Source organism: Streptomyces sp. NPDC052016 (assembly GCF_044548445.1).
GTDB lineage: Bacteria > Actinomycetota > Actinomycetes > Streptomycetales > Streptomycetaceae > Streptomyces.
The window spans coordinates 43,632-69,199 of the sequence record NZ_JBIUBX010000027.1; the positions used below are offsets into that span (position 1 = coordinate 43,632).

The window sequence follows — 25,568 nt, forward strand, 5'->3', positions numbered from 1 at the left end:
CTCACCGCGTCGGCGGGCACGGGTCCCGGGTGCCGCCGTCGTGCGCGGCCCGCCCCTCGGCGGAGGAACCGGGACGAGGGCCTACGCCTTCCGGCGGCGGCCCTCCCGGCAGCGCCGCCGGTCAGTGGACCCTTCGTCGCGGCTTCAGGGGAACCGACGGCAGCTCCGGCGCCGGCAGCGGTGCTCCCTCGTACCCCCGCACCTCACCGAAGCGAGGGCCGCCGAGCTCCGCCATCCAGTCCTCCCGCGCCCGCGCGATGTCCTCGTGGCTGCGCCCGATGAAGTTCCACCACATGACGATCTCCTCCTCGAACGGAGTCCCGCCGAGCAGCACGGCGCGCGCCGTGCCGTCGGACTCGTTCGCGAGGGTGAGGTGGGCCGCCCCGGCCTCGAGGTAGCCCAGTTCGGCCGGTCGCAGCGCTGTCCCGGCGAGGCGGATCTCTCCCGTGTCGACCAGCAGCCCGTGCTCGAAGGCGGGATCGACGGACAAGGTGATCTCCGCGCCCGGCTCCAGGAGGAGCTCCGCGCCGAGGAGGGGCGTGAAGGTCCGCACGGGGGAGGTGGAGCCGGCGAGTGTGCCGAGGAAGACCCTGATCTCGGCGCCGGCGAGCCGGACCGCCTCGGGTGCGTGGTGCTGGAAGTCCCGTGCCGTGGCGCGGTGTTCGTCGGGCAGGGCCACCCAGAGCTGGACGCCGTGCAGGACCGTGGTGCCCGGGGTGGAGACCTCGGAGTGGCTGATGCCGTGTCCGCCGGTCATGAGGTTGAGCTCGCCGGGGCGGACGAAGGCGTGGCTGCCCAGGCTGTCGCGGTGTTCGATCTCGCCGCTGAACAGCCAGCTGACCGTCTGCAGTCCGGTGTGCGGGTGCGGGGCGACGTCCATGCCGCCGGTGTCGGCGACGTCGTCGGGGCCGTAGTGGTCGGCGAAGCACCAGGCGCCGATCAGGGAGCGGGTACGCTGCGGCAACGTCCGCCGTACGGTCATCGCCCGTGGGCCGCCCAGCGGTACGTCCCGCGGGGTGAGTACCTCGACCTTGCTCACTGCGGGCCACCTCTCGTCGGTTCCATCCCGGCCCTCCCAGGAATGTTCGATATTAAACTATGTCTTCCGTGAATCGAAGGATCTTCATCGACAAGCAGAGCCCCAAGGCCTACCACGCGCTCGTCCAGACGTCCGAGGCGGTACGTGCGACCGCCGCCGACGCCGGTCTGGAGCGCACTGTGGTCGAGCTGGTCAACCTGCGCGTCTCGCAGCTCAACGGCTGCGCCTACTGCCTGGACCTGCACACCAGGGCGGCGCTGCGCGGGGGTGAGTCGACCCGGCGGCTGGGGGTGCTCGCCGCCTGGCGGGACACCGATCTCTTCACTCCCCTGGAGCGGGCGGCCCTCGCGCTGGCGGAGGCGACCACCGCCCCGTCCGACGGCGCCGCGCAGGAAGCCGCGTACGCCGAGGCCCGGGAGGTCCTCACCGAGGACCAGATCTCGGCGGTGATCTGGGTGGCGGTCACCATCAACGCCTTCAACCGGGTTTCCGTCATGAGCGGGCATCCGGTGCGCTGAGGCCGGTGGCGGAGGCGGGCGGCGGAGGCGCCCCCGCGGTCCGGGGCGCGGCCGTTCCCCGTGGGTCCGGCCGCACCGTGCGCTCAGGGGCTCCACCTGTGCGCTGCCGGACCGCTCACCCGGCTCCGGGCTGCCTGGCGTCGGCGCGTACGTTCGGCGCAGCACGGCGGGCGGCGCCCATGAGCACACTGGCTGTGCGCTCGTGAGGCACACGCTCCCGAGGCCGCCGCACGAACCGCGCCCAGGCCGCGCCTAGACCGAGGTGAGCAGTTGCGGCGCCTGCTCCTTGATCACCGTGTTCGTCCAGCGCATCTGCCGCAGCGTCTGCGGATGGCAGGAGCTCACGAGGTCCAGGAGTTCCTCGTCGCGCAGTGCCTGGGCGGCCTGGGCGAGCATCACCCAGTGCAGCGAGTTGCGGGCGGCCGCCAGGTGGAGGTCCCGCAGGTCGTGCAGGAGCAGCAGACCCGTCGCGGAACGCCGGCCGAGCGCTTCGGCCGTCTTCTCGCGCAGTGCGGCGAGGGCGCCGGGGGCCGGGTCGTCCGGCGGTCCCGGCAGGTCGAGTCCGTGCCGGCGTCCCGTCTCGGCCAGCCGGGTGGTGTGCTCGCGGGACCAGCGGGCGAGGTCGGTGGCCACGTGATGGACCTCGTGCTCGGTGCGGTGCCGCTCCGCCACGGCCAACAGGTCCCGTTCCAGGGTGCGTTCGCCGTCGTGGAGGGCGCGCAGGGTCGCGGCTACGCCGTTCGTCATGCCCGTTCCCCTTCCTCGTTCCCGGTCCCGCGCCGCGCGACGAGCGTGACGCGGGCGGCGCCCGTCTTGAACAGGGGCTGCTTGGAGACCGGGTCCCAGTCGGTGACCGTCGTCTCGTTGGCGGCCCGCCCGGCGGCGCCGTCGGGCGGGCGATAGCCCTCGGGCGTGTCCCAGTAGCCGTAGTGGAACGGCAGGAAGACCGTGCCGTCGCGCATGGCGGTGGTCCGCAGCCGGGCGCGCACCGCGCCGCGCGGGGTGGCGACCTGCACGAGGTCGCCGTCGGACAGTCCCTGCCGGGAGGCCTCGGAGGGGGACAGCTCCGCCCATACGTCGGGGGCGGCGGCGTCGAGTTCGGGGGCGCGCCCGGTCTTCGTGCGGGTGTGGAAGTGGTAGACGGTCCGTCCGGTGATCAGCCGGAGGGGGAAGTCGGGTGACGCCTCCTCGTGCGGGGGCAGGTACTCCGCGGCCTTGAGGACGGCCTTGCCGTCCGGGTTGAGGGAGCGGTACTCGACGGGCTCCACGGGCGCCCCGGTGACGAGGTCCTTGCCGTAGCTCTCGCAGGCGTCGGGGTGGGCGTAGGCGAAGCCGTCGGTGTAGAGGCGCGCGGTGCCGTCGGGGGCCTCGCCGGTGCAGGGCCACTGGATGCCCCCGGCCTCGCGCAGGCGGTCGTAGCTCAGGCCCGTGTAGTCGCAGGGGCGTCCCGCGCTGCACCGCTGCCAGGCCGCGAACGCCGACTCCGGGTCGTGCCAGGTGATCAGCGGGGCGCCGTCCTTGTCCCGGAAGTCCATGCGGGCGGCGTAGGCGAGGAAGATGTCGAGGTCGGCGCGGGCCTCGCCGGGCGGGTCGACGGCCTTCTCCGAGAGGTGGACCGTGCGGTCGGCGTTGGTGAAGGTGCCCGTCTTCTCCCCCCAGGTCGCGGCGGGCAGGACGACGTCCGCCAACTGCGCCGTCTCCGTGAGGAAGAGGTCCTGGACGACCACGAACAGCCGTTCCTGGGCGAGGATCGCGCGGATGCGGGACAGCTCCGGCAGGGACACGGCCGGATTGGTGCCGGTGATCCACAGCATCCGGATCGAGCCCTGCTCGGCGTTGCGGAAGATCTGCATGGCGTGGGTGGGCGGCGCGTAGTGCGGGATGCGCTCGGGCTCGACGTTCCAGATCCGGGCCAGGTCGGCGACGTGCGCGTCGTTCTGCCAGTTGCGGAAGCCCGGCAGGTCGCCGTCGGCGCCGCACTCGCGCGTGTTCTCCGCGGTGGGCTGCCCGTTCATCTGGAGCAGCCCCCGGCCGGGGCGGCCCAGCATGCCCCGGACCAGGTGCAGGTTGTTGACCTGGACGGCGGCCGCGGTGGCCTGGTGGGACTGGTAGAAGCCCTGCAGGACCGTCGAGAGCAGCCGCTCGGCGCCGCCGAGGATCTCCGCCGCCCGTTCGATCTCGGCGGCCGGGACGTCACAGATGCCGGCGGCCCACTTCGGGGTGCACGGCTCGACGGCGGCGGCCAGCTCCTCGAAGCCGACGGTGTGCCGCTCGATGTAGTCACGGTCGATCCGGTCGGTGCGGACGACCTCGTGCAGCAGGGCGTTGAGGAGGGCGACGTTCGTGCCGGGGCGGGGCGCCAGGTGCACGTGGGCGTGGCGGGCGACGTGGGTGCGGCGCGGGTCCACGCACAGCAGCGTGGGCGGTTCGGGTCCGGCGAGCCTGTCGAGGACGCGCGCCCACAGCACGGTCTGGGTCTCCGCCATGTTGTGCCCGAACAGGGCGATGGTGTCGGCGTGGTCGATGTCCTCGTAGGAGCCGGGCTGCCCGTCGGAGCCGAAGGACTGCTTCAGGGCCTCGGCGGCGGTGGCCGTGCACAGCCGGGTGTTGCCGTCGAGGTGGTTCGTGCCGATGCCGGCGTGGGCGAGGACGCCGAGCGTGTAGTACTCCTCCAGGAAGAGCTGACCGGTGGTGTAGAAGCCGAGGGCGCCCGGTCCGTGCTCGTCCAGCAGGTCCCGCGAGCGGGAGACGATCCGGTCCAGCGCGGTGTCCCAGTCGCACTCGACCAGCCGTCCGCCCTCGCGCACCAGCGGACGGGTCAGCCGGTCGGGTGAGTTGTTGGCCTGCCAGCCGTACAGGTCCTTGGGCCCCAGACGGCCGCGGTTGACGCGGTCCCCGGCCCGGCCCCGCACGCCGACGATCCGCCCGTCCCGTACGGCGATGTCCATGGCGTCGCCGTTGGAGTGCAGCAGCGAGGCGGAGGGCACCCACCGCTGTACGTCCTCCTCGGTGAGCCCGTCGGCGAGGTGGAGGTCGGTACGGACCGGCCAGGGAGTGCCGGGACCGTAGGGGGTGCGGGCGCCCCAGGGGTCCTCGATGCGCTCGGGTCCTTTCACCACCACGTCACCTCCACGAACCGGACACGGTCGTTCCGCCGCCTCGGGCGAGTACCCCCTTGCGGCGATCCCGTGCACGGTCCACGGAAACGGCGATTGACCGCCCCGCCCGCCGGTAAGAATCCCCGGGCCGCGCAACCGCCCGCCCCGGAGGCCGCCCCATGCCGCACCCCGTCGTCCCGGACGATCCGGAGGCCGTCAACGCCGACGCCTGGCAGGCCTACGCCGCACACCATCTGCGGCGCGGGACGGTCGTCGCGGAGGCGGAGCGCATCGACTGGGGGTTCCCGGGCGCCGGGCCGGACGACGCGTTCCTGGGGGACCTGAAGGGCCGGCGCGTGCTGGACCTGGGCTGCGGCACCGCCCGGCACGCCGCGCGGCTCGTGCGCGCGCACGGCGCCGAGGTGGACGCGGTGGACCGCGCGCCGGGCCAGATCGAACGGGCCCGGGCCCGCTACGGCTCCCTCCCGGGCCTGCGCCTGGTCCACGCGGACGCGGTCGCCCACCTGCGCGCGGCCCGGCCGTACGACGTCGTCTGCTCCGTGAACGCCGTGCCGTACGTGGACCCGCGCCGGCTGCTGCCCGCGCTGGCGACGGCGCTGAGGCCCGGCGGGACGCTGTGCTTCTCGGTGCTGCACACGAACTCGCATGGTGACGGGCCCTCGTCGGAGGTCGTCTCCCGGCCGGAGACGCTGCTCTTCGCGGGCGGCGGCAGGACGACGGTCCGTATGTGGGTGCTGACCACGGAGCTGTGGGAACGGCTCCTCACCGACCACGGGCTGCGGGTCGAGGAGGTGGTGGAGGTGACGTCCCCGGACCCCGCCAACCTCGCCTCCTACCGCGTCTTCCGGGCCCGGCGGCCCGTCCGCGTCTCCTCCCGGCCGCGCACCGCGCTGCCGCCCGTCGCCCACGCGGCGCTCGGCGTCGGCGCCGTCCTGTACGGGCCGGGCGGGCTGCTCCTGGGCCGTCACCGCCGGGGCACCTGGGAGCTCCCCGGCGGCACCGTGGAGCCCGGCGAGTCGCTCCAGGAAGCCGTGGTGCGGGAGTTGCGGGAGGAGACGGGCCTGCGGGCCCACGCCTCGGACGTACGGCTGCTGGGGACACTGCTCGACCACGCCGACGGCGTCGTCCGTGTGACGGTCGGCGCCGTCGTCACCGACTGGCGGGGCGAGCCGATCGACCAGCCGGGCGAACGGGTCGGCGACTGGCGCTGGTACGCCCTGGACCAGCTGCCGCCGTCCCTGTTCGTGTGCAGCGCCCAGACCCTCACCGCCTGGCGCCCGGACCTGCCGATCGACCACGCGCCGGCCCACTTCACGCCGTACGAGGGCCACGTCGTGGCCCGTTGACCACGGGGCCGTGCTCGCACACGGCGACGAGGCCCGAACCCGCCGGGCCGCCGGGCCACTTGGTCCGCCCCCGCCTCGTATCGACGCGTATGCCTGCGCCGACCGCACTCGCCCGTCGGGCAGCGCGCACCGTTCGCCCGGTCGGCCGTCCCTTCGATCCGGTGCGGCGTCCGGCGTCCGCCGACGAGCCTCCGGCGTCCGGCCGGACGCCGGAGGAGGCACCCGAACAGAGGACCCGCGGAGCGCGCGCACAGGCGTCCGAGTACACGGGCCAACGGGTGAACGGCGCGGTGGAAATCGCGCCATTTCCGACTCGTTCCCCGTCGTTCCGGTGGTGTTGACACCGACCCCCCGGCCGCCGTCCTCGCAGGTCATGAGAGAGTTGCGGCTGCTCACACCAGCCAGGGGGGTCTGTGACACGACATCAGAAACGGTTCAGGACGCGCAGAACGACGCTCACGGTACTGACGGCACTCGGCACCGTGGCCGCCGGCGTCCTGGTCGGGGCGGCGCCGGCCGGCGCCGCGACCTGGACCACCATCGCGGCGGGCGTGGCCTACCGTCAGTACGACCTGCCGGCCGCGGCCGGCACCACGCACGTACACGTGCTGAGCGTCGACCTGACGAACACCCACGTCCGTCTCGGCCTGCTGTACCCGGGGGAGGTGGCGTCGCGCGCGACCGTCTCCCAACTGGCCACCGCGCAGAAGGCCGTCGCCGGTATCAACGGCGACTTCTTCAACATCTCCGAGGTCCAGCACCCGGGCGTCGTCGCGACCGGCGCCGCCGTGGGCCCGGCGATCGCGGCGGGGAAGGTGCTCAAGGGCGCCGTTCCGGACGGCCAGCGGTTCGGCCCCGCGCTGCCGCCGGGCACCACCACGAAGAACGTCGTCGGCGTCGGCACCGACGGACGGGCCCGGCTGGACAGTCTGACCCTCAAGGGGTCGGTCAGCGCCTCCGGGCGCCTGCTTCCGCTCGCCGGGCTCAACCAGTACGCGCTGGCGGAGAACTCCATCGGGGCCTACACGTCCGACTGGGGCAGCGTGTCCCGGGTACGGGCGACCTGCGGCACGGACACCGAACGGGCCGCGGGATGCAGCGCGAGCACCTACGAGGTGACCGTGCGCAGGGGTGTGGTGGTGTCGGCCTCCGCCACGCCGGGCAGCGGCTCCATCGCGGCGGGCACCACCGTGCTCCTCGGCCGGGAGGCGGGCGCGCAGCGCCTGCGCACGCTCGTCAGGGGGCAGCGGGTGGCGGTGCGGTACGGCCTGACGGCCGCGTCGCAGCGCGCGTACCGCTTCGCCCTCGGCGGCTACCCGGTGCTCTCCGGAGGTCAGCCCCTGACCGGGCTGGACGCGCGGACCTCGGCCGTGCGCACGGCCGTGGGGATCGCGGCCGGCGGGCAGCGGGTGCTGCTGTTCGCGGTGGACGGCGGGGCCGCCTACCGCAAGGGCCTGACGATCGCCGAGGTCGCCACGGCCCTGAAGAACCTCGGCGCCACCGAGGGCTTCAGCCTGGACGGCGGGGGGTCGTCGACCCTGGTGGCCCGGGCGCAGGGCGCCTCGAAGGTCACGGTGCGCAACCACCCCTCCGACGGGGCGGAGCGTCCCGTACCCAACGGCATCGGCGTGTTCACGCAGTGATCCGCGGACGGCCTCACGGCCGCAGACTGCCGACGATGTCGGCGGTCGCCGTGAGGCCGCTGTGGATGGTCGGGGCCATGCTCGTGCCGGCCAGGAAGAAGCCGAGCAACAGGCAGACCAGCGCATGCGAGATCTTCAGTCCGCCGTTGCGCACGAAGATCACCGCCAGGATCAGCAGCAACAGCACCGCGGAAATGGAAACGGCCACGTCAATCTCCTCCACAACGTCCGCTTACGCGGCATTCGGCCGCAAGTGTGGCGCAGTGGAGGGGTCGTCGGTGTGGCCTGCCCGTCCTCCGAACGGGTGGTGTCCACGGCCGTGGCCGCGGGCGTCTAGACCGACCGGCGTGCGTCGAGGAACGCCTCCAGGCCGGCCAGGTCGTCGGTGTTGAGGTAGTCGACACCGGCGTCGAGGAGTTCGCCCCACAGAGCGTCACGGGCCGGGCCGGGCACGTCCGGGGTGGCCCAGAACCGCACCTTCTGCCCGCGCCGGTGCGCCGCGCCGACGATCCCGCGCAGCTTCTGCCGTTCCGTGTCGGGGAAGGCGCCGACGCCCCGCCAGCCGAAGTGCAGGGTCCAGTTGTCGCTGATCAGCGAGGCGAAGGAGGCCTCGGTGCCGCCGAGGTCCGTCAGCCTGCCGTCGTAGAAGGCCCGGCGCACGGTCTGTGCCTCCATGGGCACGCGGGCGGCGCGGTCTCCGGAGATGACGGCGGTGACCGGGCCCCGGCGCACCCGGCCGTGCGCGTACGTGGTGAACAGGTGCTGGTGGCGCTGGAGCTGACGGTCGAGTTCGAGGTACGTCGAGGCGCCCTCGGTCTTGATGTCGATCAGGAGCTGCAGGGGGGTGCGCGAACCGCGGTACACCGAGCCGTGGTTGGCCTTGGCGCGGGCGGCGAGCGGGGCGAGGTAGAGGGACTCCAGGGTGCGGGCCGGATCGAGGTCCACGGGGTCGTGGGCGACGAGGAGCTGCCCGTCGACGAGGAAGATGTCGGCCTCGACGCTGCCGAAGCGGTGGTCGAGGGCGTCCAGGAGGGGGCGCTGGTGCTCGTAGTCGTTGTGGGCGTGGGCGCGCCACAACGGGCGGACGCCGTGCTTGTGTTCGGCCGCCAGCGCCTGGCCGGCGGGCAGGGCGACCGCGCCGGCGAGGGCGGCGCCGAGGGTGGTGAGGGCTCTGCGACGGGTGGTGAGGGCCATGCCTGCCTCCCTGGGGATGCCGTACGGGACGCAGCGAGTATCACGTTCCACAGCCCCCAAGGGATCTGTACGCGATAGGAGTTGGCCGGACCGCCGCCGCCCGTTCACCGGGCGCACGGGAAAGCCCGCCCCAGGTGGGGCGGGCTTCGCCGGTGCTTCGGCTGCCGTACGTCAGGGCGCCCGGAGGTCGACCAGTTCGGCCAGCGCCTCCCGGTGGGCGCCCGCGGTGCCGTAGGCGACGGAGTCGGCCTTGGCCCGCTTCAGGTAGAGGTGGACGGGGTGCTCCCACGTCATGCCGATGCCGCCGTGCAGTTGCAGCGCCTCCTCGGCGGCGCGGACGGCGACGGGCCCCGCGTAGGCCTGGGCGACGGCGACCGCCACGGCCACTTCCTCGGCGGACTTCCCGCTTGCGAGCGTGTCGGCCGCGTTGCGGGCGGCCGCGCGGAGGTTGACGACCTCCAGCCACAGCTGGGCCAGCCGGTGCTTGAGCGCCTGGAAGCCACCGACCGGCCGGTTGAACTGCTTGCGCTCCTTCAGGTAGCGGACGGTCTCGGTCAACGCCCAGTCGGCGGCGCCGAGCTGCTCGGAGGCGAGCAGCCCGGCCCCGGCGCGCAGGGCGCGGCGCACGGCGGGTTCGGCGTCACCGAGCAGGCGGCCCGGCGCCCCGTCGAGGAGGACCTTCGCCACCGGCCGGGTCAGGTCCAGGGACACCTGGGGGGTGATCGTGGCGGCGGAGGCGTCGACGGCGTAGAGACCGCCGTCGTCGGCCGGCACCAGCAGCACGTCGGCGACGGCCGCGTCCGCGATGCCGGTCAACTCACCGTGCAGACGACCGTTCTCGATCCGTACGACCTTGTAGGCGCCGCCGGCGGTGACGTGCAGGGCGACCGCGAGCGCGCCGATCACCTCGGCGGACGCCAACCGGGACAGCAGGTCGCCGTCCCCGCACTCCAGCACGGCCTCGGTGGCGACGACCGCACTGGTCAGATACGGCACGGGGGCGACCGCGCGTCCCAGCTCCTCCAGGACGACCGCGGCCTCCCGGTGCGTGGCGCCCTGACCGTCGAGTTCCTCCGGTACGAGCAGGCCCGCGAGGCCCATGCCGTCGGCGAGCGCCTTCCAGAGCGCGATGTCGTGCGGCGCGCCCGACTCGGTGCGGGCGATCACACGTGCCGCCTCGCAGTGGTCGGTGAGCAGGTCCCGGACGGCGGCGCGGAGGGCCTCTTCCTCCTCCGAGTACAGCAGGTCGGGCTGTGTGCTCATCGGGCCAGGTCCTTCCATGCGACGTCCTTGTCGGTGCGCGGCTCGGCGGGCAGGCCCAGGACGCGATCGGCGACGATGTTCAGCAGGACCTCGCTGGTCCCGCCCTCGATGCTGTTGCCCTTGGAGCGCAGGTAGCGGTAGCCGGCCCCACGTCCGGTGAAGTCGACGAGCTCGGGCCGGCGCAGGGTCCAGTCGTCGTACAACAGTCCCTCCTCGCCCAGGAGTTCGACCTCCAGGCCGCTGATCTCCTGGTTGAGGCGGGCGAAGGCGAGCTTCATGCCCGCGCCCTCGGGGCCGGGCTGGCCGGCGACGAGCTGCTGGCGCAGGCGTTCGCCGGTGAGGCGGGCGACCTCGGCCTCGACCCACAGCTTCAGCAGCCGCTGGTGCAGGTCGTGGGTGCGCAGCTCGGGCCGCTCGCGCCAGGTCCTGGACACCGGGCCGATCATGCCGCCCTCGCGGGGGAGCCGCATGCCGCCGATGGCGACGCGTTCGTTGTTCAGCGTGGTCTGCGCGACCCGCCAGCCGTCGCCGACGTCGCCGAGCCGCCGGGAGTCGGGGATGCGGACGTCGGTGAGGAAGACCTCGTTGAACTCGGCCTCGCCGGTGATCTGCCGCAGCGGCCGGACCTCGACGCCCGGGTCCGTCATGTCGCAGACGAAGTAGGTGATGCCCGCGTGCTTGGGCACGTCCGGGTCGGTACGGGCGATGAGGATGGCCCAGCGGGCGTTGTGGGCGCTCGACGTCCACACCTTCTGCCCGTTGACGACCCAGTCGTCGCCTTCCCGGACCGCACGGGTGCCGAGCGCGGCCAGGTCGGAGCCGGCGCCGGGCTCGCTGAAGAGCTGGCACCAGACCTCCTCGCCGGTCCACAGCGGCCGCAGGTAGCGCCGCTTCTGCTCCTCCGTACCGAAGGCGAGGATCGTCGGGGCGGCCATGCCGAGTCCGATGCCGATGCGGCGCGGGTCGTTGTCGGGGGCGCCCGCGGCCTCCAGTTCGGCGTCCACGAGGGCCTGGAGGGAGCGCGGGGCGCCGAGTCCGCCGAGACCCGCCGGGTAGTGCACCCACGCGAGCCCCGCGTCGAAGCGGGCCCGCAGGAAGTCGAGGCGGTCGGTGGTGGCCGGTGGGTGCGCGGCCAGCAGCTCCTCGGTGCGGCGTGCGAGTTCGGCTGCGTCGGTCATGCGGCGGCTCCGTTCTGCGGTACGACGGCGACCCGGCCGGTGGTGACACCGTCGCCGACCCGCTGGACGGCCGCGGCGGCCTCGCCCAGCGGCACGCGCTCGCTCACCAGCGGCTTGACGGCGCCCCGGGCGGCCAGTTCGGTGAGCTGCTCGTGGCAGTGCTGGACCAGCTTCGGGTTCTTGGTGTTGTACAGGCCCCAGTGCAGGCCGAGGATCGAGTAGTTCTTCACCAGGGCGTGGTTCAGGCCGGGGTTCGGGATGGTGCCGCTCGCGAAGCCCACGACCACGATCCGGCCCTCGAAGGCGACGACCTTGGCGGACTGTGCGTAGGCCTCGCCGCCGACGGGGTCGTAGATCACGTCGGCGCCCCGGCCGCCGGTGGCGTCCTTCACGGCGGCGACCACGTCCTCGCCGCGCCGGTCGATCACCACGTCGCAGCCCAGTTCCCGGGCGACGGCGGCCTTGTCGGCGCCGCCGACGACCCCGATGACGGTGGCGCCGGCCGCCTTGCCGAGCTGCACGGCCGCGCTGCCCACCCCTCCGGCGGCGGCGTGGACGAGCAGCGTCTCGCCGGCTTCGAGGCGGGCCCGCCGGTGCAGACCGAACCAGCCCGTCTGGTAGCCGATGTGCAGCGCGGCGGCCTCGGCGTCGTCCAGCGAGCCGGGCGCGGGCAGCAGCGCGGCGGCGTCCGCGACGGCGTACTCGGCGAAACCGCCGTACGGCAGCGCGGGGTTGGCGATCACCCGGCGGCCGTCCTCGGTCTCACCGCAGATCTCCACCCCTGGCGTGAAGGGCAGCGGGGGCCGGACCTGGTAGTGGCCCCGGCACATCAGCACGTCCGGGAAGTTGATGTTCGCGGCGCGCACCCTCAGCAGGACCTGGCCGTCGCCGGGCGTGGGCCGCTCCACTTCCCGGAGCCGCATCACCTCGCTCGGCTCGCCGTTCTCGTGCACCTGCCATGCCTGCATGCGGAGCCTCCACGGGACTGCGTCGTCTGACCGGGATGACCGGGGGTCGTTCGCATACTAAGCGGTCGCTTGCCGTGAGGGAACCCGTGACGCTCCTCACGACCGCCGGGGACGCGCCCGCACGTGCATCCGCTCCCCCTGCGGTCCGAACAGGCTGAGGAACTCCGCCGGCCCCTCCCCCGTCGATCCGAACCAGTGCGGCACCCGGGTGTCGAACTCGACGGCCTCCCCCGCCGTCAGCACGATGTCGTGATCGCCGAGGACCAGCCGCAACCGCCCGGACAGGACGTACAGCCACTCGTAGCCCTCGTGGGTGCGCGGCTCCGGCTCGTCCGTGCCCCGCGGCACCAGCACCTTGAAGGCCTGGAGGCCGCCGGGCTGACGGGTCAGCGGCCAGTAGGTGCGCCCGTGCCGCACGATCGGCTGGGCCCGCACCCGGGGGTCGCGCACCGACGGCACACCCACCAGTTCGTCCAGCGCCACCTCGTGGGCCCGCGCGATCGGCAGCAGCAGCTCCAGACTGGGCCTGCGCAGGCCCGACTCCAGCCGGGAGAGGGTGCTCACCGAGATGCCCGTCGCCTCGGACAGCCCGGCCAGCGTCGCTCCCCGTTCCTTGCGGATCCGCCGCAGCCGCGGGCCGACCTCCGCGAGCACCTGGTCCATGTCGTCGTCGCTCATGAGGACATTGCAGTTTCGGCAAACATGTTTGTCAACGCGGCAGTGGCTGGGCGACCGTGCCCGTGGAGGTGGTCAGACATGACCGAGAACTACGAAGTGATCGTGATCGGCGGGGGCGCGGCGGGCCTGTCCGCCGCTCTCGTCCTGGGCCGGGCCCGGCGCCGCACGCTGGTGGTCGACGCGGGCGAGCCGCGCAACGCGCCCGCCGCCCACATGCAGGGCTACCTGTCCCGGGACGGGATGCCACCGGCCGAGTTCCTCGCCGCCGGCCGCCAGGAGATCGCCCGGTACGGCGTGGAGCTGGTGCGCGACCGGGCGGTGGACGCCACCAAGGGCGAGGACTTCGCCGTACGGCTCGCCGGGGGCACCCCCTCCGGGGGAGGGCGGACCGTCCACGCCCGGCAGCTCGTCGTCGCCACCGGCCTCAAGGACGAGCTTCCGCCGGTCGAGGGCCTCGCCGAGCGGTTCGGACGGGACGTCCTGCACTGCCCGTACTGCCACGGCTGGGAGGTCCGCGACCAGGCCTTCGGCGTCCTGGCGACCAGCCCGCTGAGCGTCCACCAGGCGCTGATGGTCACCCAGTGGTCCAAGGACGTGACGCTTTTCCTGCACACGGTCACCGAGCGGGAGCTGTCGGACGAGGACCTGCGCCGGCTGGCGGCGGCGGGCGTGACCGTGGTGCCGGGCGAGGTGGCCGGACTGGTCGTCGAGGACGACCGGCTCACCGGGGTCCGGCTCGCCGGGGACACCCCCTCCGGGGAGGGGGCGGTCCACGACCGGGAGGTGCTGTTCGTCGCGCCCCGCGCGGTCCCGCGGAACGGGCTGCTGGAGCGGCTGGGCGCCGAGATGACCGAGACGCCGTTCGGCACGTACCCGGTGGTCGACGGGCGGGGCCTGACCAGCGTTCCCGGCCTGTGGGCGGCGGGCAACGCCTCCGGCTTCGCCGAGCAGGTGGTGAACGCGGCGAGCCGGGGCTACCGGGCCGGAGCCGCGATCAACGGGGAACTGCTGATGGCGGACATCGACAGGGCCGCCGCGGCACTGCGGGTGTAGTCCGGGCGCGGCCGTTGCACCATGGCTGCATGCTGCTGACCCGGCTCGCCGACGTGTCCCGGGAGGTCGCCGCCACCTCGGCGCGCTCCCGCAAGATCGCTCTGCTCGCCGAACTCTTCCGGGACGCGGAGGCGGACGACGTCCCGATCGTCATCCCCTATCTGGCCGGACGCCTTCCGCAGGGGCGGCTCGGCGTCGGCTGGAAGGTGCTGGGCCGTCCGGTCACCCCGGCCGGCACCCCGCAACTGACCGTGCGGGAGGTGGACGCCCGGCTGACCGAGCTCGGCAAGGTGGCGGGTCCGGGCTCGCAGGCCGAGCGCGCCCGGCTGGTCGGCGCGCTGATGGGCGCGGCCACCGCCGAGGAGCAGCGCTTCCTGCTCGGGCTGATCACCGGCGAGGTCCGGCAGGGCGCGCTGGACGCGGTCGCGGTGGAGGGGCTGGCGCTGGCGACCGGGGCGGCCGCGCCGGACGTACGGCGGGCGGTGATGCTGGCCGGCTCGCTGCAGACGGTCGCGCAGGCGCTGCTCACGGACGGTCCGGCGGCCCTGGACCGCTTCCGGCTCACCGTGGGCCGCCCGCTCCTGCCGATGCTGGCGCACACCGCGTCCTCGGTGGGTGAGGCGGTCGGCAAGCTCGGCGCGTGCGCGGTCGAGGAGAAGCTGGACGGCATCCGCGTGCAGGTCCACCGGGACGGCGACAGCGTACGGGTCTACACCCGCACCCTCGACGACATCACCGACCGCCTGCCCGAGCTGACCTCCGCCGCGCTGGAGCTGGCGGGCGGGCGGTTCGTCTTGGACGGCGAGGTCATCGCCTTCGACGAGAGCGGGCGGCCCCGCACCTTCCAGGAGACCGCGGGCCGTGTCGGCTCCCGCGTGGACGTGGCGACGGCCGCCGGGGCGGTTCCCGTCTCCCCCGTCTTCTTCGACGCGCTCTCCGTGGACGACCGCGACCTGCTCGACCTGCCGTTCACCGCACGGCACGCGGAGCTGGCCCGGCTGGTGCCGGAGCCGATGCGGGTGCGGCGCGCGGTGGTGTCCGGCCCGGAGGACCTCCCGGCCGCCGAGGAGTTCCTCCGGCAGACGTTGCTGCGCGGCCACGAGGGCGTGGTCGTGAAGTCCCTCGACGCGCCGTACAGCGCGGGCCGGCGCGGTGCGTCCTGGCTGAAGGTGAAGCCCGTGCACACGCTCGACCTGGTGGTCCTGGCCGCCGAGCGGGGCCACGGGCGGCGCACCGGCAAGCTGTCCAACCTGCACCTCGGCGCCCGCACCGCCGACGGCGGCTTCGCCATGCTCGGCAAGACCTTCAAGGGCATGACCGACGCGATGCTCGCCTGGCAGACCGAGCGCCTGCGGGAGCTGGCCGTCGAGGACGACGGCTGGGTGGTCACCGTGCGCCCCGAACTCGTCGTCGAGATCGCCTACGACGGTCTGCAGCGTTCCACCCGCTACCCGGCCGGCGTCACCCTGCGCTTCGCCCGGGTGGTCCGCTACCGCGAGGACAAGCGCCCCGAGGAGGCCGACACGGTGGAGACCCTGCTGGCCGCGCACCCCGAGGTGAGGCCGTGAGCGGCAGGCGCAGCGCCGGCCTGCTGCTGTTCCGGCACACCGACGACGGCTTGGAGGTGCTGCTCGCGCATATGGGCGGCCCCTTCTTCGCGAGGAAGGACGCCGGGGCGTGGACCGTCCCGAAGGGCGAGTACGAGGCCGACGAGCCCGCCTGGGAGGCCGCCCGCCGTGAGTTCCGGGAGGAGCTGGGGGTGGCGCCGCCCGACGGGGAGGCGATCCCCCTCGGGGAGGTCCGGCAGACGAACGGCAAGATCGTCACGGCCTGGGCGGTCGAGGCGGACCTCGACCCGGTGTCCATCGAGCCGGGGACGTTCGTCATGGAGTGGCCGCCGCGGTCCGGCCGGACGCAGGAGTTCCCCGAGGTGGACCGGGTCGCCTGGTACGGCCTGGACCGGGCCCGCGAGGTGATCGTGAGAGCCCAGGCGGCGTTTCTGGACCGGCTGGCGGAGCACTCGGACTGAGCGGGACGCGCACGCGTTGCGGGGCTCGGCGCGGCGCGCGAAGGTCGAAGCACAGCAAGTTCCCAGGAGGTCGGTCATGCCCATCGCGACGGTGAACCCGGCGAACGGCGAGACGCTCAAGACGTACGAGGCCATGGGCGAGGAGGAGCTCGAACGCCGGCTCCAGCTCGCGCAGGCCACGTTCCGCACGTATCGCACGACGGCGTTCGCCGAGCGCGCCCGGCTGCTGAACCGGGCCGCCGACCTCCTCGACGAGGACCAGCCGGAGATCGCCCGGGTGATGACCACCGAGATGGGCAAGCCGGTCAAGCAGGCGCGGGCGGAGGCCGCGAAGTGCGCCAAGGCGATGCGCTGGTACGCCGAGCACGCGGAGGCGCTGCTCGCCGACGAGGAGCCCGCCGAGGCCGACGTGCGGGACTCCGGCGCCTCCCGCGCGCTGGTCCGCTACCGGCCGATGGGCCCCGTGCTCGCGATCATGCCGTGGAACTTCCCGCTGTGGCAGGTGGTCCGCTTCGCGGCGCCCGCCCTGATGGCGGGCAACGTCGGTCTGCTCAAGCACGCCTCGAACGTCCCGCAGACCGCCCTGTACCTGGAGGACCTCTTCCACCGGGCCGGCTTCCCGGAGGGCAGCTTCCAGACCCTGCTCATCGGCTCCGCCGCGGTCGACGACATCCTGCGCGACGAGCGGATCAAGGCGGCCACCCTCACCGGCAGCGAGCCCGCGGGACGGGCGGTCGCCTCCACCGCCAGCGAGATGATCAAGAAGACGGTGCTGGAGCTGGGCGGCAGCGACCCGTTCGTCGTCATGCCGTCCGCCGACGTCGACCGGGCCGCCGAGGTCGCGGTGACCGCGCGCGTGCAGAACAACGGGCAGTCGTGCATCGCCGCCAAGAGGTTCATCGTCCACACGGACGTGTACGACCGGTTCGCCGAGCGCTTCACCGAGGGGATGAGGGCACTGAAAATCGGCGACCCGCTGGAGGAGGACACCGAGGTCGGCCCGCTGGCGAGCGAGCAGGGGCGCGGCGACCTGGAGGAGCTGGTGGACGACGCCAGGCGCAGCGGCGCGGCCGTGCTGTGCGGCGGCGAGCGGCCGGAGGGGCCCGGCTGGTACTACCCGCCGACGGTCCTCACCGGTGTCACCCGCGAGATGCGCATCCACCGCGAGGAGGCCTTCGGACCGGTCGCGACGCTGTACCGGGCCGGGGACCTGGACGAGGCGGTCCTCATCGCCAACGACACCCTGTTCGGACTGAGTTCCAACGTCTGGACGCGGGACGAGGCCGAGGTCGACCGCTTCGTACGGGATCTGGAGGCCGGCGGCGTGTACGTCAACGGCATGACGGCCTCCCACCCGGCGTTCCCGTTCGGCGGGGTCAAGCGGTCGGGCTACGGGCGTGAGCTGTCCGGGCACGGAATCCGGGAGTTCTGCAACATCACCACGGTTTGGCACGGTGCGTGACGCTTCCGCGGCTACGATCCCGTCTGTGAACCGCGAAGTGACTCTGCCTCTGATCGTCGACGACCGCGGGCACTTGCAGGTGGCCGCGGCCGACGTGAGCAAGCTGCTCCGCACGTTGGGTGGACGGTGGCTGCATCTTGTCGAGGCGGGCGCGGACGGACTCGACGAGGACACCGTCGCGGCGCTGACCATCGAACTGGCGAAGCTGGCGGACCGCATCGACGTGGCGTGCATCGCCCACAGCAGCGGGAGCACTGCGTAGGAATGCGGATGCGCCGCGGGGTGCGGCCGGTCGTGGCCGATCGCGCCCAGGCGGCCGAGCCGCACATCGACACAGCCCCGCATCCCTGGGCCGGCTGTCCCGCCGCGCCCTCTCAAGCACCTCCGACCGCCCCCACCGCGGGGCGCGGGAAACCGCCCGACCGGCCACGGCGCACCCGCCGGCCGCATCGCGCAGCTCCCCGCACGGCGTTACCGGATCGGCATCCCGGACAGGGTCCGGGCGATGACGAGCCGCTGGATCTCGCTCGTCCCCTCGAAGATCGTGTAGATCGCGCTGTCGCGGTGCATCCGCTCCACCGGGTACTCCCGCGTGTAGCCGTTGCCACCGAGGATCTGGACGGCCTGGGCCGTGACCTTCTTCGCGGTCTCACTCGCGAACAGCTTGGACATCGAGCCCTCCGCCGCCGTGAACGGCTTCCCGTTGATCGCCATCCAGGACGCGCGCCAGACCAGCAGCCGCGCCGCGTCGATGGACGTCCGCATGTCCGCGAGCTGGAAGGCGACGCCCTGGTTGTCGATGATCGGCCGGCCGAACTGCTCACGGGTCTTCGCGTAGTCGAGCGCCACCTCGTACGCGGCGCGGGCCGTCCCGACGGCCATCGCGCCCACCGCCGGCCGCGACGCCTCGAAGGTGGCCATCGCCGCGTTCTTCACGCGCTCGCCGCCCGCCTTGGCCCGCTCCCGGGCCCGGGCCAGCCGCTCGTCCAGCTTCTCCTTGCCTCCGAGCAGGCAGGAACCGGGGACGCGCACGTCGTCCAGGATCACCTCGGCGGTGTGCGAGGCGCGGATGCCGTGCTTCTTGAACTTCTGCCCTTGGGCGAGACCGGGCGTGTTCGGCGGGATGATGAAGGACGCGTGGCCCTTGGAGCCCAGCTCCGGGTCGACGACCGCGACGACCACGTGGACGTTGGCGATGCCGCCGTTGGTGGCCCACGTCTTCGTGCCGTTGATCACCCACTCGTCCTTGGCCTCGTCGTACACGGCACGCGTGCGCATGGAGGCCACGTCGGAGCCGGCGTCGGGCTCGGAGGAGCAGAACGCGGCGACCTTGACGTCGTTGGCGTCGCCGTACATCTGGGGGATCCAGGTGCCGATCTGCTCCTCGGTGCCGTTGGCCAGGACGCCCACGGCGGCGAGGCCGGTGCCGACGATGGACAGGGCGATGCCGGCGTCGCCCCAGAACAGCTCCTCCATGGCCATCGGGATGCCGAGGCCGGTGGGGTCGAAGTACTGCTGGGCGTAGAAGTCGAGCGAGTAGATGCCGACCTTCGCGGCCTCCTGGATGACCGGCCAGGGAGTCTCCTCACGCTCGTCCCATTCGGCGGCCGCGGGACGGATGACGTCGGCGGCGAAACCGTGCAGCCAGTCCCGGACCTCCTTCTGTTCGTCGTTGAGCTCCATGGTGAACTCGGCCATGATCCCTCCAGCGCAGCACGTGCGTGTTACTTGCGGTAACCGCAGTCTGTTACCCGTCGGTAGGAAAAGTCAACTCCTGCTGACACCTCGGCAGCCCGTTCGATGCGAGGCCCCTGTCAGGTGTTAGTTTGCGCAGGCGTCACCGAATCAGCACAGGTGGGGAGAGCACATGGACACCACGCAGCGGACCGAGCAGCAGCGGTCCGCCGACCGCCGACGGCGCGAGCTGCTGGAGGCCGCGGACCGAGTGGTGCTCCGGGACGGGCCGCAGGCGTCGATGAACGCCATCGCCGCCGAGGCCGGCATCACCAAGCCGATTCTCTACCGCCACTTCGGCGACAAGGGCGGGCTCTACGCCGCCCTCGCCAAGCGGCACACGGACGCGCTGCTGGATTCGCTGCGGGCGGCGCTGGACGCTCCCGCGGAGCGCCGGGAGCGGGTCGAGGCGACCCTCGACACCTACCTCGCCGCGATCGAGGCCCGTCCTCAGGTGTACCGGTTCCTCATGCATCCGGCGGAGGGGTCGCCGGGCGACCAGGGTTTCGACGTCGGCAAGCACTCGGCTCCGCTGCTCCGGCGGATGGGTGAGGAACTGGCCCAGGTCATCGAGGACCGGCTGGACCTCGGGCCCGGGAGCCAGCAGCTCGCCCGTGTCTGGGGGCACGGGATCGTCGGAATGATGCACGCGGCCGGCGACTGGTGGCTCGGGGAACGGCCGTGCTCCCGGGCCGAACTGGTGCGCAGCCTCGCGGACCTGCTGTGGGGCCGCCTCGCGGCGGCGGGGGACAAGATGGGCGGCCCGGGGTTCTGAGGGCCGGCTGTCCGGCAGCGGGCGCGGGCATGCTGACGGTCGGCTGTCCGGCAGCGGGCGCGGCATTCTGACCGCGCACCGTCCAGCCGCCGGCGCGGGCTTCCGACAGCCCGCCGGTCCAGCCGCGGGCCACGGATCCTCACGGCCCGCCGTCCAGCCGCCGGCCCTAATTTCCACGGCCCGCTGTCCGGCCGCCGGCCAATGTTCTGACGGCGCGCTGTCCGGCTGCAGGCCCGGGATTCTGACGGCGGGCAGTCCAGCGCCGGCCCGCACTCTGACGGCCCGTTGTCCGGCCCGGCGTTCTGACGGCGCGCTGTCCGGCCGCAGGCCCGGCGTCAGGCGGGCAGTCCAGCCACCGGCCCGTATTTTGCGGACCCGCCGTCCAGCCGCGGGCCCGGCGTTCCGCGGGCGTACTGTCCAGCCGCCGGCCGTCGGAAGGCTGGTCGCGTCCGCGCGGCGGAGCCGCGGGCCGACACGGTCCCGCCCCCTAGGGGGTGTCCGCCCTGCTCCAGGAAGCCCGGGTGGCCTGGCGCATCAGCCGTCTCCTGCGCCAGCCCGTCACGCGGTCCGCGTACACCCTCCCCTCCAGGTGATCGCACTCGTGCTGCAGGCACCTGGCGAAGAATCCCGTGCCGTGGACCCGCACCGGCTCCCCCGTCATCGTGACCCCCTCGACCACCGCGTGGTCGTACCGCTCGGTCCCCGCCTCCAGCCCCGGCAGGGACAGGCAGCCCTCCGGGCCCCGGATCACGAACCCGTCCGCCTCCACCAGCCTCGGGTTCACGACATGGCCGAGGTGCCGGACGTCGTCGTCGTCGGGGCAGTCGTACACGAACACCCGTAGGGGCTCCCCCACCTGGTTGGCGGCCAGGCCGACTCCCCGGGCCGCGTACATCGTGGCGAACATGTCCTCGACGAGGCGGGCGAGTGCGGGGCCGAAGTCGGTGACCTCCCGGCAGGGTTCCCGCAGAACGGGATCGCCGAGCAGAGTGAGGGGCCGGACCCGCCCTTGGGCGCCCGGGATGGAGCCGTGTCGCATGGCGGCAAGGGTACGGTCCTTTCTGACACGCGCATGCCGCACGGGCGTGAGGCGGTGCCGGGATTCGGGAGTGCGAATGGATCTCGATAGGCTGACCACCTACCACGTTGCCGTCAGGCAGAGGCGCGGCGCGTACGCAAGGAGGATCGAGAACTGATGGCAGGCAACTCGGACCCGCTCACGCCGCGGGCCAAGCTGGCCGTGACCGCGGGCAAGGCGGTCGCGGCGGCATCACGCGCCGCGGGGCGCGGCAGCGGTTCGGTGATCGGCGGCCGGGTGGCGCTGAAACTCGACCCCGACCTCCTTGCCCGGCTCGCCCAGAACCTGGACGTCGTTCTGGTGTCGGCGACCAACGGCAAGACCACCACGACGCGGCTGATCGCGGAGGCGCTGCGGGCCGCGGGCCCGGTCGTGTCCAACGCGCTCGGCGCCAACATGCCGGCCGGCATCACCTCGGCGCTGGCGGGCGGCTCGGACGCGAGATACGGCGTGATCGAGGTCGACGAGAAGTACCTCGCGGGCGTGGCCCGCGACACCGACCCCAAGTGCATCGCACTGCTCAACCTCTCCCGCGACCAGCTCGACCGCGCGGCCGAGACCCGTATGCTCGCGGAGAACTGGCGTGAGGGCCTGACCGGTTCCAAGGCCGTCATCGTCGCCAACGCCGACGACCCGCTGGTGGTGTGGGCCGCGTCCTCCTCCCCCAACGTGATCTGGGTCGCCGCCGGGCAGATGTGGAAGGACGACGCCTGGTCCTGCCCGTCCTGCGGCGGTGTGATGCAGCGTCCGGGCGACGACTGGTTCTGCGGCGAGTGCGGCTTCCGCCGGCCGACGCCGAGCTGGGTGCTCTCCGGGGACCACGTCCTCGACCCGCACGGCTCCGCCTGGCCGATCCACCTCCAGCTGCCGGGCCGCGCCAACAAGGCCAACGCCGCGTCCTCCGCCGCCGTGGCCGCCGTCTTCGGCGTGCCGCCGCAGGTGGCCCTGGAGCGGATGTACCAGGTGCAGGCCGTCGCCGGACGCTACGACGTCGTGCAGTTCATGCAGCGCGACCTGCGGCTGCTGCTCGCGAAGAACCCGGCGGGCTGGCTCGAGACGTTCAGCCTGATCGACCCGCCGCCCACCCCGGTCATCCTGTCGGTGAACGCGCGCGGCGCGGACGGCACCGACACCTCCTGGCTGTGGGACGTCGACTACACGCGGCTGACCGGCCACCCGATCTTCGTCATCGGTGACCGCAAGCTGGACCTCGCGGTGCGTCTGGAGGTCGCCAACCAGCACTTCCAGGTCTGCGAGAGCGTCGACCAGGCCGTGCAGATGGCGCCGCCCGGCCGGATCGAGGTCATCGCGAACTACACCGCCTTCCAGGACCTGCGCCGCCGCGTCGGCAACTGAGCTCTAGGGACCATCACGTGATGAGTGACAACCAACTGCGGGTCGTCTGGGTCTACCCGGACCTGCTCAGCACCTACGGCGACCAGGGCAACGTCCTGGTCGTGGAGCGCCGGGCGCGGCAGCGCGGCCTCGACGTGGCCCGGCTGGACGTGCGCAGCGACCAGCCGATCCCCACCTCCGGCGACATCTACCTGATCGGCGGCGGCGAGGACCGTCCGCAGCGGCTGGCGGCCGAGCGGCTGCGCCGCGACGGGCATCTGTATCAGGCGGTGCAGAACGGCGCGATCGTGTTCGCGGTCTGCGCCGGCTACCAGATCCTCGGCCACGAGTTCGTCAACGACCTCGGCCAGCGCGAGCCGGGTCTGGGCCTGCTGGACGTCACCACGACCCGTGGTGAGGGCGAGCGGTGCGTCGGCGACGTCCTCGCCGACATCGACCCTCGCCTCGGCCTGCCGCCGCTGACCGGCTTCGAGAACCACCAGGGCGTCACCCATCTCGGCCCGACCGCCCGCCCGTTCGCCCGCGTCCAGCTCGGCAAGGGCAACGGCACCGGCGACGGCACCGAGGGCGCGTACAACGACACCGTGTTCGGCACGTACATGCACGGCCCGGTGCTCGCCCGCAACCCGCTCATCGCGGACCTGCTGCTCAAGCTGGCGCTGGACGTGAACGCGCTCCCGCCGATCGACGACCGTTGGTACGAGGCGCTGCGCAACGAGCGGATCGCGGCCGCGCAGCAACCCGCCTGACGCGCGGTTCACCCGATTGCCGGACCGCCGTCAGCAGCCCGTCTGACGGTGCGTCCGCACAGGTGAGCGGGCACGTCCAGCAGGCGGACGTGTCCTTCGGCCCCGCCCCCTTCTGCCGCTAGGGTGGCGGGGATCGAGCCGGACAGCGTGGTCCGGACCCGGCCCACGTCAAGAAGGTTGTTTCGGGCTATGCGCATTGGTGTCCTCACGTCCGGCGGCGACTGCCCCGGCCTGAACGCCGTCATCCGGTCCGTCGTGCACCGTGCCGTCGCCGACCACGGCGACGAGGTCATCGGCTTCCGGGACGGCTGGAAGGGCCTCCTGGAGTGCGACTACCTCAAGCTCGACCTCGACGCGGTGGGCGGCATCCTCGCCCGCGGCGGCACGATCCTCGGCTCCTCCCGCGTCCAGCCCTCGCACCTGCGGGACGGTGTGGAGCGGGCCCGGGGACACGTCGAGGAGCTCGGCCTCGACGCCATCATCCCGATCGGCGGTGAGGGCACGCTCAAGGCGGCCCGGCTGATGTCGGACAGTGGCCTGCCCATCGTCGGCGTGCCGAAGACCATCGACAACGACATCGCCGTCACCGACGTCACCTTCGGTTTCGACACGGCCGTCGGTGTCGCGACGGAGGCGCTCGACCGGCTCAAGACCACCGCCGAGTCCCACCAGCGGGTGCTGGTCGTGGAGGTCATGGGGCGGCACACCGGCTGGATAGCGCTCCACTCCGGCATGGCGGCGGGCGCCCACGCCATCGTCGTCCCGGAGCGCCCCTTCGACATCGAGGAGCTCGCCCGGCGGGTCGGTGAGCGGTTCGAGGCGGGCAAGCGGTTCGCCATCGTCGTCGCGGCGGAAGGCGCCAAGCCGCGGCCCGGCACCATGGCATTCGACGAGGGCGGCAAGGACATCTACGGGCACGAGCGGTTCGCCGGCATCGCCCGTCAGCTGTCCCTGGAGCTGGAGTCGCGGCTCGGGAAGGAAGCCCGTCCGGTCATCCTCGGGCACGTGCAGCGCGGCGGTACGCCGACCGCGTACGACCGGGTGCTCGCGACCCGGTTCGGGTGGCACGCGGTGGAGGCCGTGCACCGGGGCGAGTTCGGCCGGATGACGGCCCTGCGGGGGACGGACATCGTGACGGTGCCCCTGGCCGAGGCCGTCGAGACGCTGAAGACCGTGCCCGCGGAGCGCTTCGCGGAGGCGGAGACCGTCCTCTAGGCGCGGCGGTGAGCTGCGGCGGCCCCCGGTGACTGCGATCGCCGGGGGCCGCTCTAGTCTTGGGGGGCTGGAAACGTACAAACCCCCCACGAATCAGGAGCCGGCGCAATGGATCACAGCGGGCACGGCATGACCATGGATCTGCCGCCGTTCACGCTGGGACGGGGTCTTCAGTGGTCGGCGGACCCGTTCTTCCTCGTCGCCTGCCTGGTCGGGCTGGGCCTGTACGCGTGGGGGGTCCTGCGGCTGCGGCGGCGCGGGGACGCGTGGCCGGTGGCACGGACCGTGTCGTACGTCGCCGGCGTGCTGAGCGTGGCGCTGGTGATGTGCACCAAGCTGAACGACTACGGGATGGTCATGTTCAGCGTGCACATGGTGCAGCACATGGTGATCAGCATGGTGTCGCCCATCCTGGTCCTGCTCGGCGCCCCGATCACGCTGGCGCTGCGCGCGCTGCCGACGGCGGGCAGGGGGCGCAAGGGGCCGCGCGAGCTGCTGCTGATGCTGCTGCACAGCCGGTACATGCGGGTCATCACGCACCCGGCCTTCACGATCCCGCTCTTCATCGCCAGCCTGTACGCGCTGTACTTCACCCCGCTCTTCGACTTCCTGATGGGCTCCAGGACGGGGCACGTCGCGATGATGGTGCACTTCCTCGCCGTCGGCGTCGTGTTCTTCTGGCCGATCATCGGCGTGGACCCGGGGCCGCACCGGCCGGGGTACCTCATGCGGATGCTGGAGCTGTTCGCGGGCATGCCGTTCCACGCGTTCTTCGGCATCGCGCTGATGATGGCGTCGACGCCGATGGTCACGTCGTTCGAGAACCCGCCCGCCTCCCTGGGCATCGACGCGCTCTCCGACCAGAACGCGGCCGGCGGCATCGCCTGGGCGTTCAGCGAGGTCCCGTCGGTGCTGGTGCTGATCGCGCTGCTGTTCCAGTGGTACGGCTCCGAGCAGCGTCAGGCCCGGCGCAAGGACCGGGCCGCCGACCGGGACGGCGACAAGGAGCTCGAGGCGTACAACGCCTACCTGGCCGCCTTGAACGCGCGGAAGGGCTGACGGGCGGCTCCGTCCCCGCTCCCGGACCGGCGACGGAGCCCGTGATTCCGGAACATGTGACGCCGTCGGCACCGTGCGGAAGCGCGACGCGGGGCACCATGGAGGGGAACGC

General features: G+C 72.9%; 24 protein-coding genes. 13 read left to right on the forward strand and 11 right to left on the reverse strand.

Going from position 1 to position 25,568, the window contains the following annotated elements; translation table 11 throughout:
• Positions 1-121 precede the first annotated feature (121 nt).
• On the reverse strand, positions 122-982 hold the full coding sequence (locus ACIHAR_RS29910; protein WP_400022699.1) for a pirin family protein: 861 nt from the start codon (positions 980-982) through the stop codon (positions 122-124).
• A 116-nt stretch (positions 983-1,098) separates the two neighbouring features.
• On the opposite strand from ACIHAR_RS29910, the gene ACIHAR_RS29915 reads away from it, so the two are divergent.
• Positions 1,099-1,557, forward strand: a complete 459-nt coding sequence (locus tag ACIHAR_RS29915; RefSeq protein WP_365469327.1) for a carboxymuconolactone decarboxylase family protein — start codon at positions 1,099-1,101, stop codon at positions 1,555-1,557.
• 252 nt (positions 1,558-1,809) lie between these two features.
• Here the strand turns inward: ACIHAR_RS29915 and ACIHAR_RS29920 are convergent, their stop codons facing one another.
• Positions 1,810-2,304, reverse strand: a complete 495-nt coding sequence (locus tag ACIHAR_RS29920; RefSeq protein ID WP_365469324.1) for a hypothetical protein — start codon at positions 2,302-2,304, stop codon at positions 1,810-1,812.
• Entirely contained in the window at positions 2,301-4,673 is a 2,373-nt protein-coding gene (locus ACIHAR_RS29925) for a molybdopterin oxidoreductase family protein (RefSeq protein WP_400022658.1), read from the reverse strand. The genes ACIHAR_RS29920 and ACIHAR_RS29925 overlap by 4 nt, the downstream gene beginning before the upstream one ends.
• A 161-nt stretch (positions 4,674-4,834) precedes the next feature.
• On the opposite strand from ACIHAR_RS29925, the gene ACIHAR_RS29930 reads away from it, so the two are divergent.
• Together ACIHAR_RS29930 and ACIHAR_RS29935 are read left to right on the forward strand one after the other, a co-directional pair.
• Positions 4,835-6,022 (forward strand): bifunctional class I SAM-dependent methyltransferase/NUDIX hydrolase, encoded by a 1,188-nt coding sequence (locus ACIHAR_RS29930; RefSeq protein WP_365469319.1) that lies wholly within the window; start codon positions 4,835-4,837, stop codon positions 6,020-6,022.
• A gap of 413 nt (positions 6,023-6,435) precedes the next feature.
• Positions 6,436-7,665, forward strand: a complete 1,230-nt coding sequence (locus ACIHAR_RS29935; protein WP_400022659.1) for a phosphodiester glycosidase family protein — start codon at positions 6,436-6,438, stop codon at positions 7,663-7,665.
• A 13-nt stretch (positions 7,666-7,678) separates the two neighbouring features.
• Here the strand turns inward: ACIHAR_RS29935 and ACIHAR_RS29940 are convergent, their stop codons facing one another.
• The 6 genes from ACIHAR_RS29940 to ACIHAR_RS29965 all read right to left on the reverse strand — a co-directional run bounded on the left by ACIHAR_RS29940 (position 7,679) and on the right by ACIHAR_RS29965 (position 12,946).
• Entirely contained in the window at positions 7,679-7,873 is a 195-nt protein-coding gene (locus ACIHAR_RS29940; RefSeq protein ID WP_365469313.1) for a hypothetical protein, read from the reverse strand.
• Between the two features lie 125 nt (positions 7,874-7,998).
• The gene (locus ACIHAR_RS29945) at positions 7,999-8,859 is read right to left on the reverse strand and encodes a phosphatidylinositol-specific phospholipase C/glycerophosphodiester phosphodiesterase family protein (RefSeq protein ID WP_400022660.1); all 861 of its coding nucleotides are present in this window, start codon (positions 8,857-8,859) and stop codon (positions 7,999-8,001) included.
• Positions 8,860-9,030: 171 nt separating this feature from the next.
• The gene (locus ACIHAR_RS29950; RefSeq protein ID WP_400022661.1) at positions 9,031-10,122 is read right to left on the reverse strand and encodes an acyl-CoA dehydrogenase family protein; all 1,092 of its coding nucleotides are present in this window, start codon (positions 10,120-10,122) and stop codon (positions 9,031-9,033) included.
• Positions 10,119-11,300, reverse strand: a complete 1,182-nt coding sequence (locus ACIHAR_RS29955) for an acyl-CoA dehydrogenase family protein (RefSeq protein WP_400022662.1) — start codon at positions 11,298-11,300, stop codon at positions 10,119-10,121. Before ACIHAR_RS29955 ends, ACIHAR_RS29950 begins: the two co-directional genes overlap by 4 nt.
• A complete protein-coding gene (locus tag ACIHAR_RS29960; RefSeq protein WP_365469301.1) occupies positions 11,297-12,268 on the reverse strand; it encodes an NADPH:quinone oxidoreductase family protein in 972 nt (323 codons plus the stop codon). The genes ACIHAR_RS29955 and ACIHAR_RS29960 overlap by 4 nt, the downstream gene beginning before the upstream one ends.
• A 96-nt stretch (positions 12,269-12,364) precedes the next feature.
• Positions 12,365-12,946, reverse strand: coding sequence for an XRE family transcriptional regulator (locus tag ACIHAR_RS29965; protein ID WP_365469298.1), 582 nt, complete (start codon positions 12,944-12,946; stop codon positions 12,365-12,367).
• A gap of 78 nt (positions 12,947-13,024) precedes the next feature.
• Here ACIHAR_RS29965 and ACIHAR_RS29970 point away from each other — a divergent pair, with 78 nt between their 5' ends.
• From ACIHAR_RS29970 to ACIHAR_RS29990, 5 genes are all read left to right on the forward strand, one after another.
• Complete coding sequence (locus ACIHAR_RS29970) at positions 13,025-13,999, forward strand: NAD(P)/FAD-dependent oxidoreductase (RefSeq protein ID WP_400022663.1); 975 nt, start codon at positions 13,025-13,027, stop codon at positions 13,997-13,999.
• 29 nt (positions 14,000-14,028) lie between these two features.
• Complete coding sequence (locus tag ACIHAR_RS29975) at positions 14,029-15,567, forward strand: ATP-dependent DNA ligase (protein WP_400022664.1); 1,539 nt, start codon at positions 14,029-14,031, stop codon at positions 15,565-15,567.
• Positions 15,564-16,028, forward strand: a complete 465-nt coding sequence (locus tag ACIHAR_RS29980; protein ID WP_365469288.1) for an NUDIX domain-containing protein — start codon at positions 15,564-15,566, stop codon at positions 16,026-16,028. Before ACIHAR_RS29975 ends, ACIHAR_RS29980 begins: the two co-directional genes overlap by 4 nt.
• Before the next feature lie 76 nt (positions 16,029-16,104).
• A complete protein-coding gene (locus ACIHAR_RS29985; protein ID WP_365469285.1) occupies positions 16,105-17,490 on the forward strand; it encodes an NADP-dependent succinic semialdehyde dehydrogenase in 1,386 nt (461 codons plus the stop codon).
• 25 nt (positions 17,491-17,515) lie between these two features.
• Positions 17,516-17,752 carry a DUF6213 family protein gene (locus tag ACIHAR_RS29990; protein WP_388760075.1) on the forward strand — a complete coding sequence of 79 codons (237 nt, stop codon included), beginning with the start codon at positions 17,516-17,518 and terminating at the stop codon, positions 17,750-17,752.
• A gap of 209 nt (positions 17,753-17,961) precedes the next feature.
• On the opposite strand, the gene ACIHAR_RS29995 is transcribed toward ACIHAR_RS29990, so the two are convergent.
• Positions 17,962-19,188 (reverse strand): acyl-CoA dehydrogenase family protein, encoded by a 1,227-nt coding sequence (locus ACIHAR_RS29995; RefSeq protein ID WP_365469279.1) that lies wholly within the window; start codon positions 19,186-19,188, stop codon positions 17,962-17,964.
• Positions 19,189-19,357: 169 nt separating this feature from the next.
• Here ACIHAR_RS29995 and ACIHAR_RS30000 point away from each other — a divergent pair, with 169 nt between their 5' ends.
• Positions 19,358-19,999 carry a TetR family transcriptional regulator gene (locus tag ACIHAR_RS30000; RefSeq protein ID WP_365469276.1) on the forward strand — a complete coding sequence of 214 codons (642 nt, stop codon included), beginning with the start codon at positions 19,358-19,360 and terminating at the stop codon, positions 19,997-19,999.
• Between the two features lie 487 nt (positions 20,000-20,486).
• On the opposite strand, the gene def is transcribed toward ACIHAR_RS30000, so the two are convergent.
• A complete protein-coding gene (def, locus tag ACIHAR_RS30005; protein WP_400022665.1) occupies positions 20,487-21,038 on the reverse strand; it encodes a peptide deformylase in 552 nt (183 codons plus the stop codon).
• A gap of 156 nt (positions 21,039-21,194) precedes the next feature.
• Here def and ACIHAR_RS30010 point away from each other — a divergent pair, with 156 nt between their 5' ends.
• The 4 genes from ACIHAR_RS30010 to ACIHAR_RS30025 all read left to right on the forward strand — a co-directional run bounded on the left by ACIHAR_RS30010 (position 21,195) and on the right by ACIHAR_RS30025 (position 25,456).
• Entirely contained in the window at positions 21,195-22,433 is a 1,239-nt protein-coding gene (locus tag ACIHAR_RS30010; protein ID WP_365469270.1) for a MurT ligase domain-containing protein, read from the forward strand.
• A gap of 20 nt (positions 22,434-22,453) precedes the next feature.
• Entirely contained in the window at positions 22,454-23,182 is a 729-nt protein-coding gene (locus tag ACIHAR_RS30015; protein ID WP_365469267.1) for a glutamine amidotransferase, read from the forward strand.
• Positions 23,183-23,371: 189 nt separating this feature from the next.
• The gene (locus ACIHAR_RS30020) at positions 23,372-24,397 is read left to right on the forward strand and encodes a 6-phosphofructokinase (protein WP_365469264.1); all 1,026 of its coding nucleotides are present in this window, start codon (positions 23,372-23,374) and stop codon (positions 24,395-24,397) included.
• Positions 24,398-24,505: 108 nt separating this feature from the next.
• Positions 24,506-25,456 (forward strand): cytochrome c oxidase assembly protein, encoded by a 951-nt coding sequence (locus ACIHAR_RS30025; RefSeq protein ID WP_365469261.1) that lies wholly within the window; start codon positions 24,506-24,508, stop codon positions 25,454-25,456.
• Positions 25,457-25,568 lie beyond the last annotated feature (112 nt).

What these genes read in the sequence shown, in the direction of transcription:
- ACIHAR_RS29910 (WP_400022699.1), bottom strand. Translation starts at nt 982, where the DNA reads ATGACCGTACGGCGGACGTTGCCGCAGCGTACCCGCTCCCTGATCGGC.
- ACIHAR_RS29915 (WP_365469327.1), top strand. Translation starts at nt 1,099, where the DNA reads ATGTCTTCCGTGAATCGAAGGATCTTCATCGACAAGCAGAGCCCCAAG.
- ACIHAR_RS29920 (WP_365469324.1), bottom strand. Translation starts at nt 2,304, where the DNA reads ATGACGAACGGCGTAGCCGCGACCCTGCGCGCCCTCCACGACGGCGAA.
- ACIHAR_RS29930 (WP_365469319.1), top strand. Translation starts at nt 4,835, where the DNA reads ATGCCGCACCCCGTCGTCCCGGACGATCCGGAGGCCGTCAACGCCGAC.
- ACIHAR_RS29945 (WP_400022660.1), bottom strand. Translation starts at nt 8,859, where the DNA reads ATGGCCCTCACCACCCGTCGCAGAGCCCTCACCACCCTCGGCGCCGCC.
- ACIHAR_RS29950 (WP_400022661.1), bottom strand. Translation starts at nt 10,122, where the DNA reads ATGAGCACACAGCCCGACCTGCTGTACTCGGAGGAGGAAGAGGCCCTC.
- ACIHAR_RS29955 (WP_400022662.1), bottom strand. Translation starts at nt 11,300, where the DNA reads ATGACCGACGCAGCCGAACTCGCACGCCGCACCGAGGAGCTGCTGGCC.
- ACIHAR_RS29960 (WP_365469301.1), bottom strand. Translation starts at nt 12,268, where the DNA reads ATGCAGGCATGGCAGGTGCACGAGAACGGCGAGCCGAGCGAGGTGATG.
- ACIHAR_RS29965 (WP_365469298.1), bottom strand. Translation starts at nt 12,946, where the DNA reads ATGAGCGACGACGACATGGACCAGGTGCTCGCGGAGGTCGGCCCGCGG.
- ACIHAR_RS29970 (WP_400022663.1), top strand. Translation starts at nt 13,025, where the DNA reads ATGACCGAGAACTACGAAGTGATCGTGATCGGCGGGGGCGCGGCGGGC.
- ACIHAR_RS29975 (WP_400022664.1), top strand. Translation starts at nt 14,029, where the DNA reads ATGCTGCTGACCCGGCTCGCCGACGTGTCCCGGGAGGTCGCCGCCACC.
- ACIHAR_RS29985 (WP_365469285.1), top strand. Translation starts at nt 16,105, where the DNA reads ATGCCCATCGCGACGGTGAACCCGGCGAACGGCGAGACGCTCAAGACG.
- ACIHAR_RS29995 (WP_365469279.1), bottom strand. Translation starts at nt 19,188, where the DNA reads ATGGCCGAGTTCACCATGGAGCTCAACGACGAACAGAAGGAGGTCCGG.
- ACIHAR_RS30000 (WP_365469276.1), top strand. Translation starts at nt 19,358, where the DNA reads ATGGACACCACGCAGCGGACCGAGCAGCAGCGGTCCGCCGACCGCCGA.
- def (WP_400022665.1), bottom strand. Translation starts at nt 21,038, where the DNA reads ATGCGACACGGCTCCATCCCGGGCGCCCAAGGGCGGGTCCGGCCCCTC.
- ACIHAR_RS30010 (WP_365469270.1), top strand. Translation starts at nt 21,195, where the DNA reads ATGGCAGGCAACTCGGACCCGCTCACGCCGCGGGCCAAGCTGGCCGTG.
- ACIHAR_RS30015 (WP_365469267.1), top strand. Translation starts at nt 22,454, where the DNA reads ATGAGTGACAACCAACTGCGGGTCGTCTGGGTCTACCCGGACCTGCTC.
- ACIHAR_RS30020 (WP_365469264.1), top strand. Translation starts at nt 23,372, where the DNA reads ATGCGCATTGGTGTCCTCACGTCCGGCGGCGACTGCCCCGGCCTGAAC.
- ACIHAR_RS30025 (WP_365469261.1), top strand. Translation starts at nt 24,506, where the DNA reads ATGGATCACAGCGGGCACGGCATGACCATGGATCTGCCGCCGTTCACG.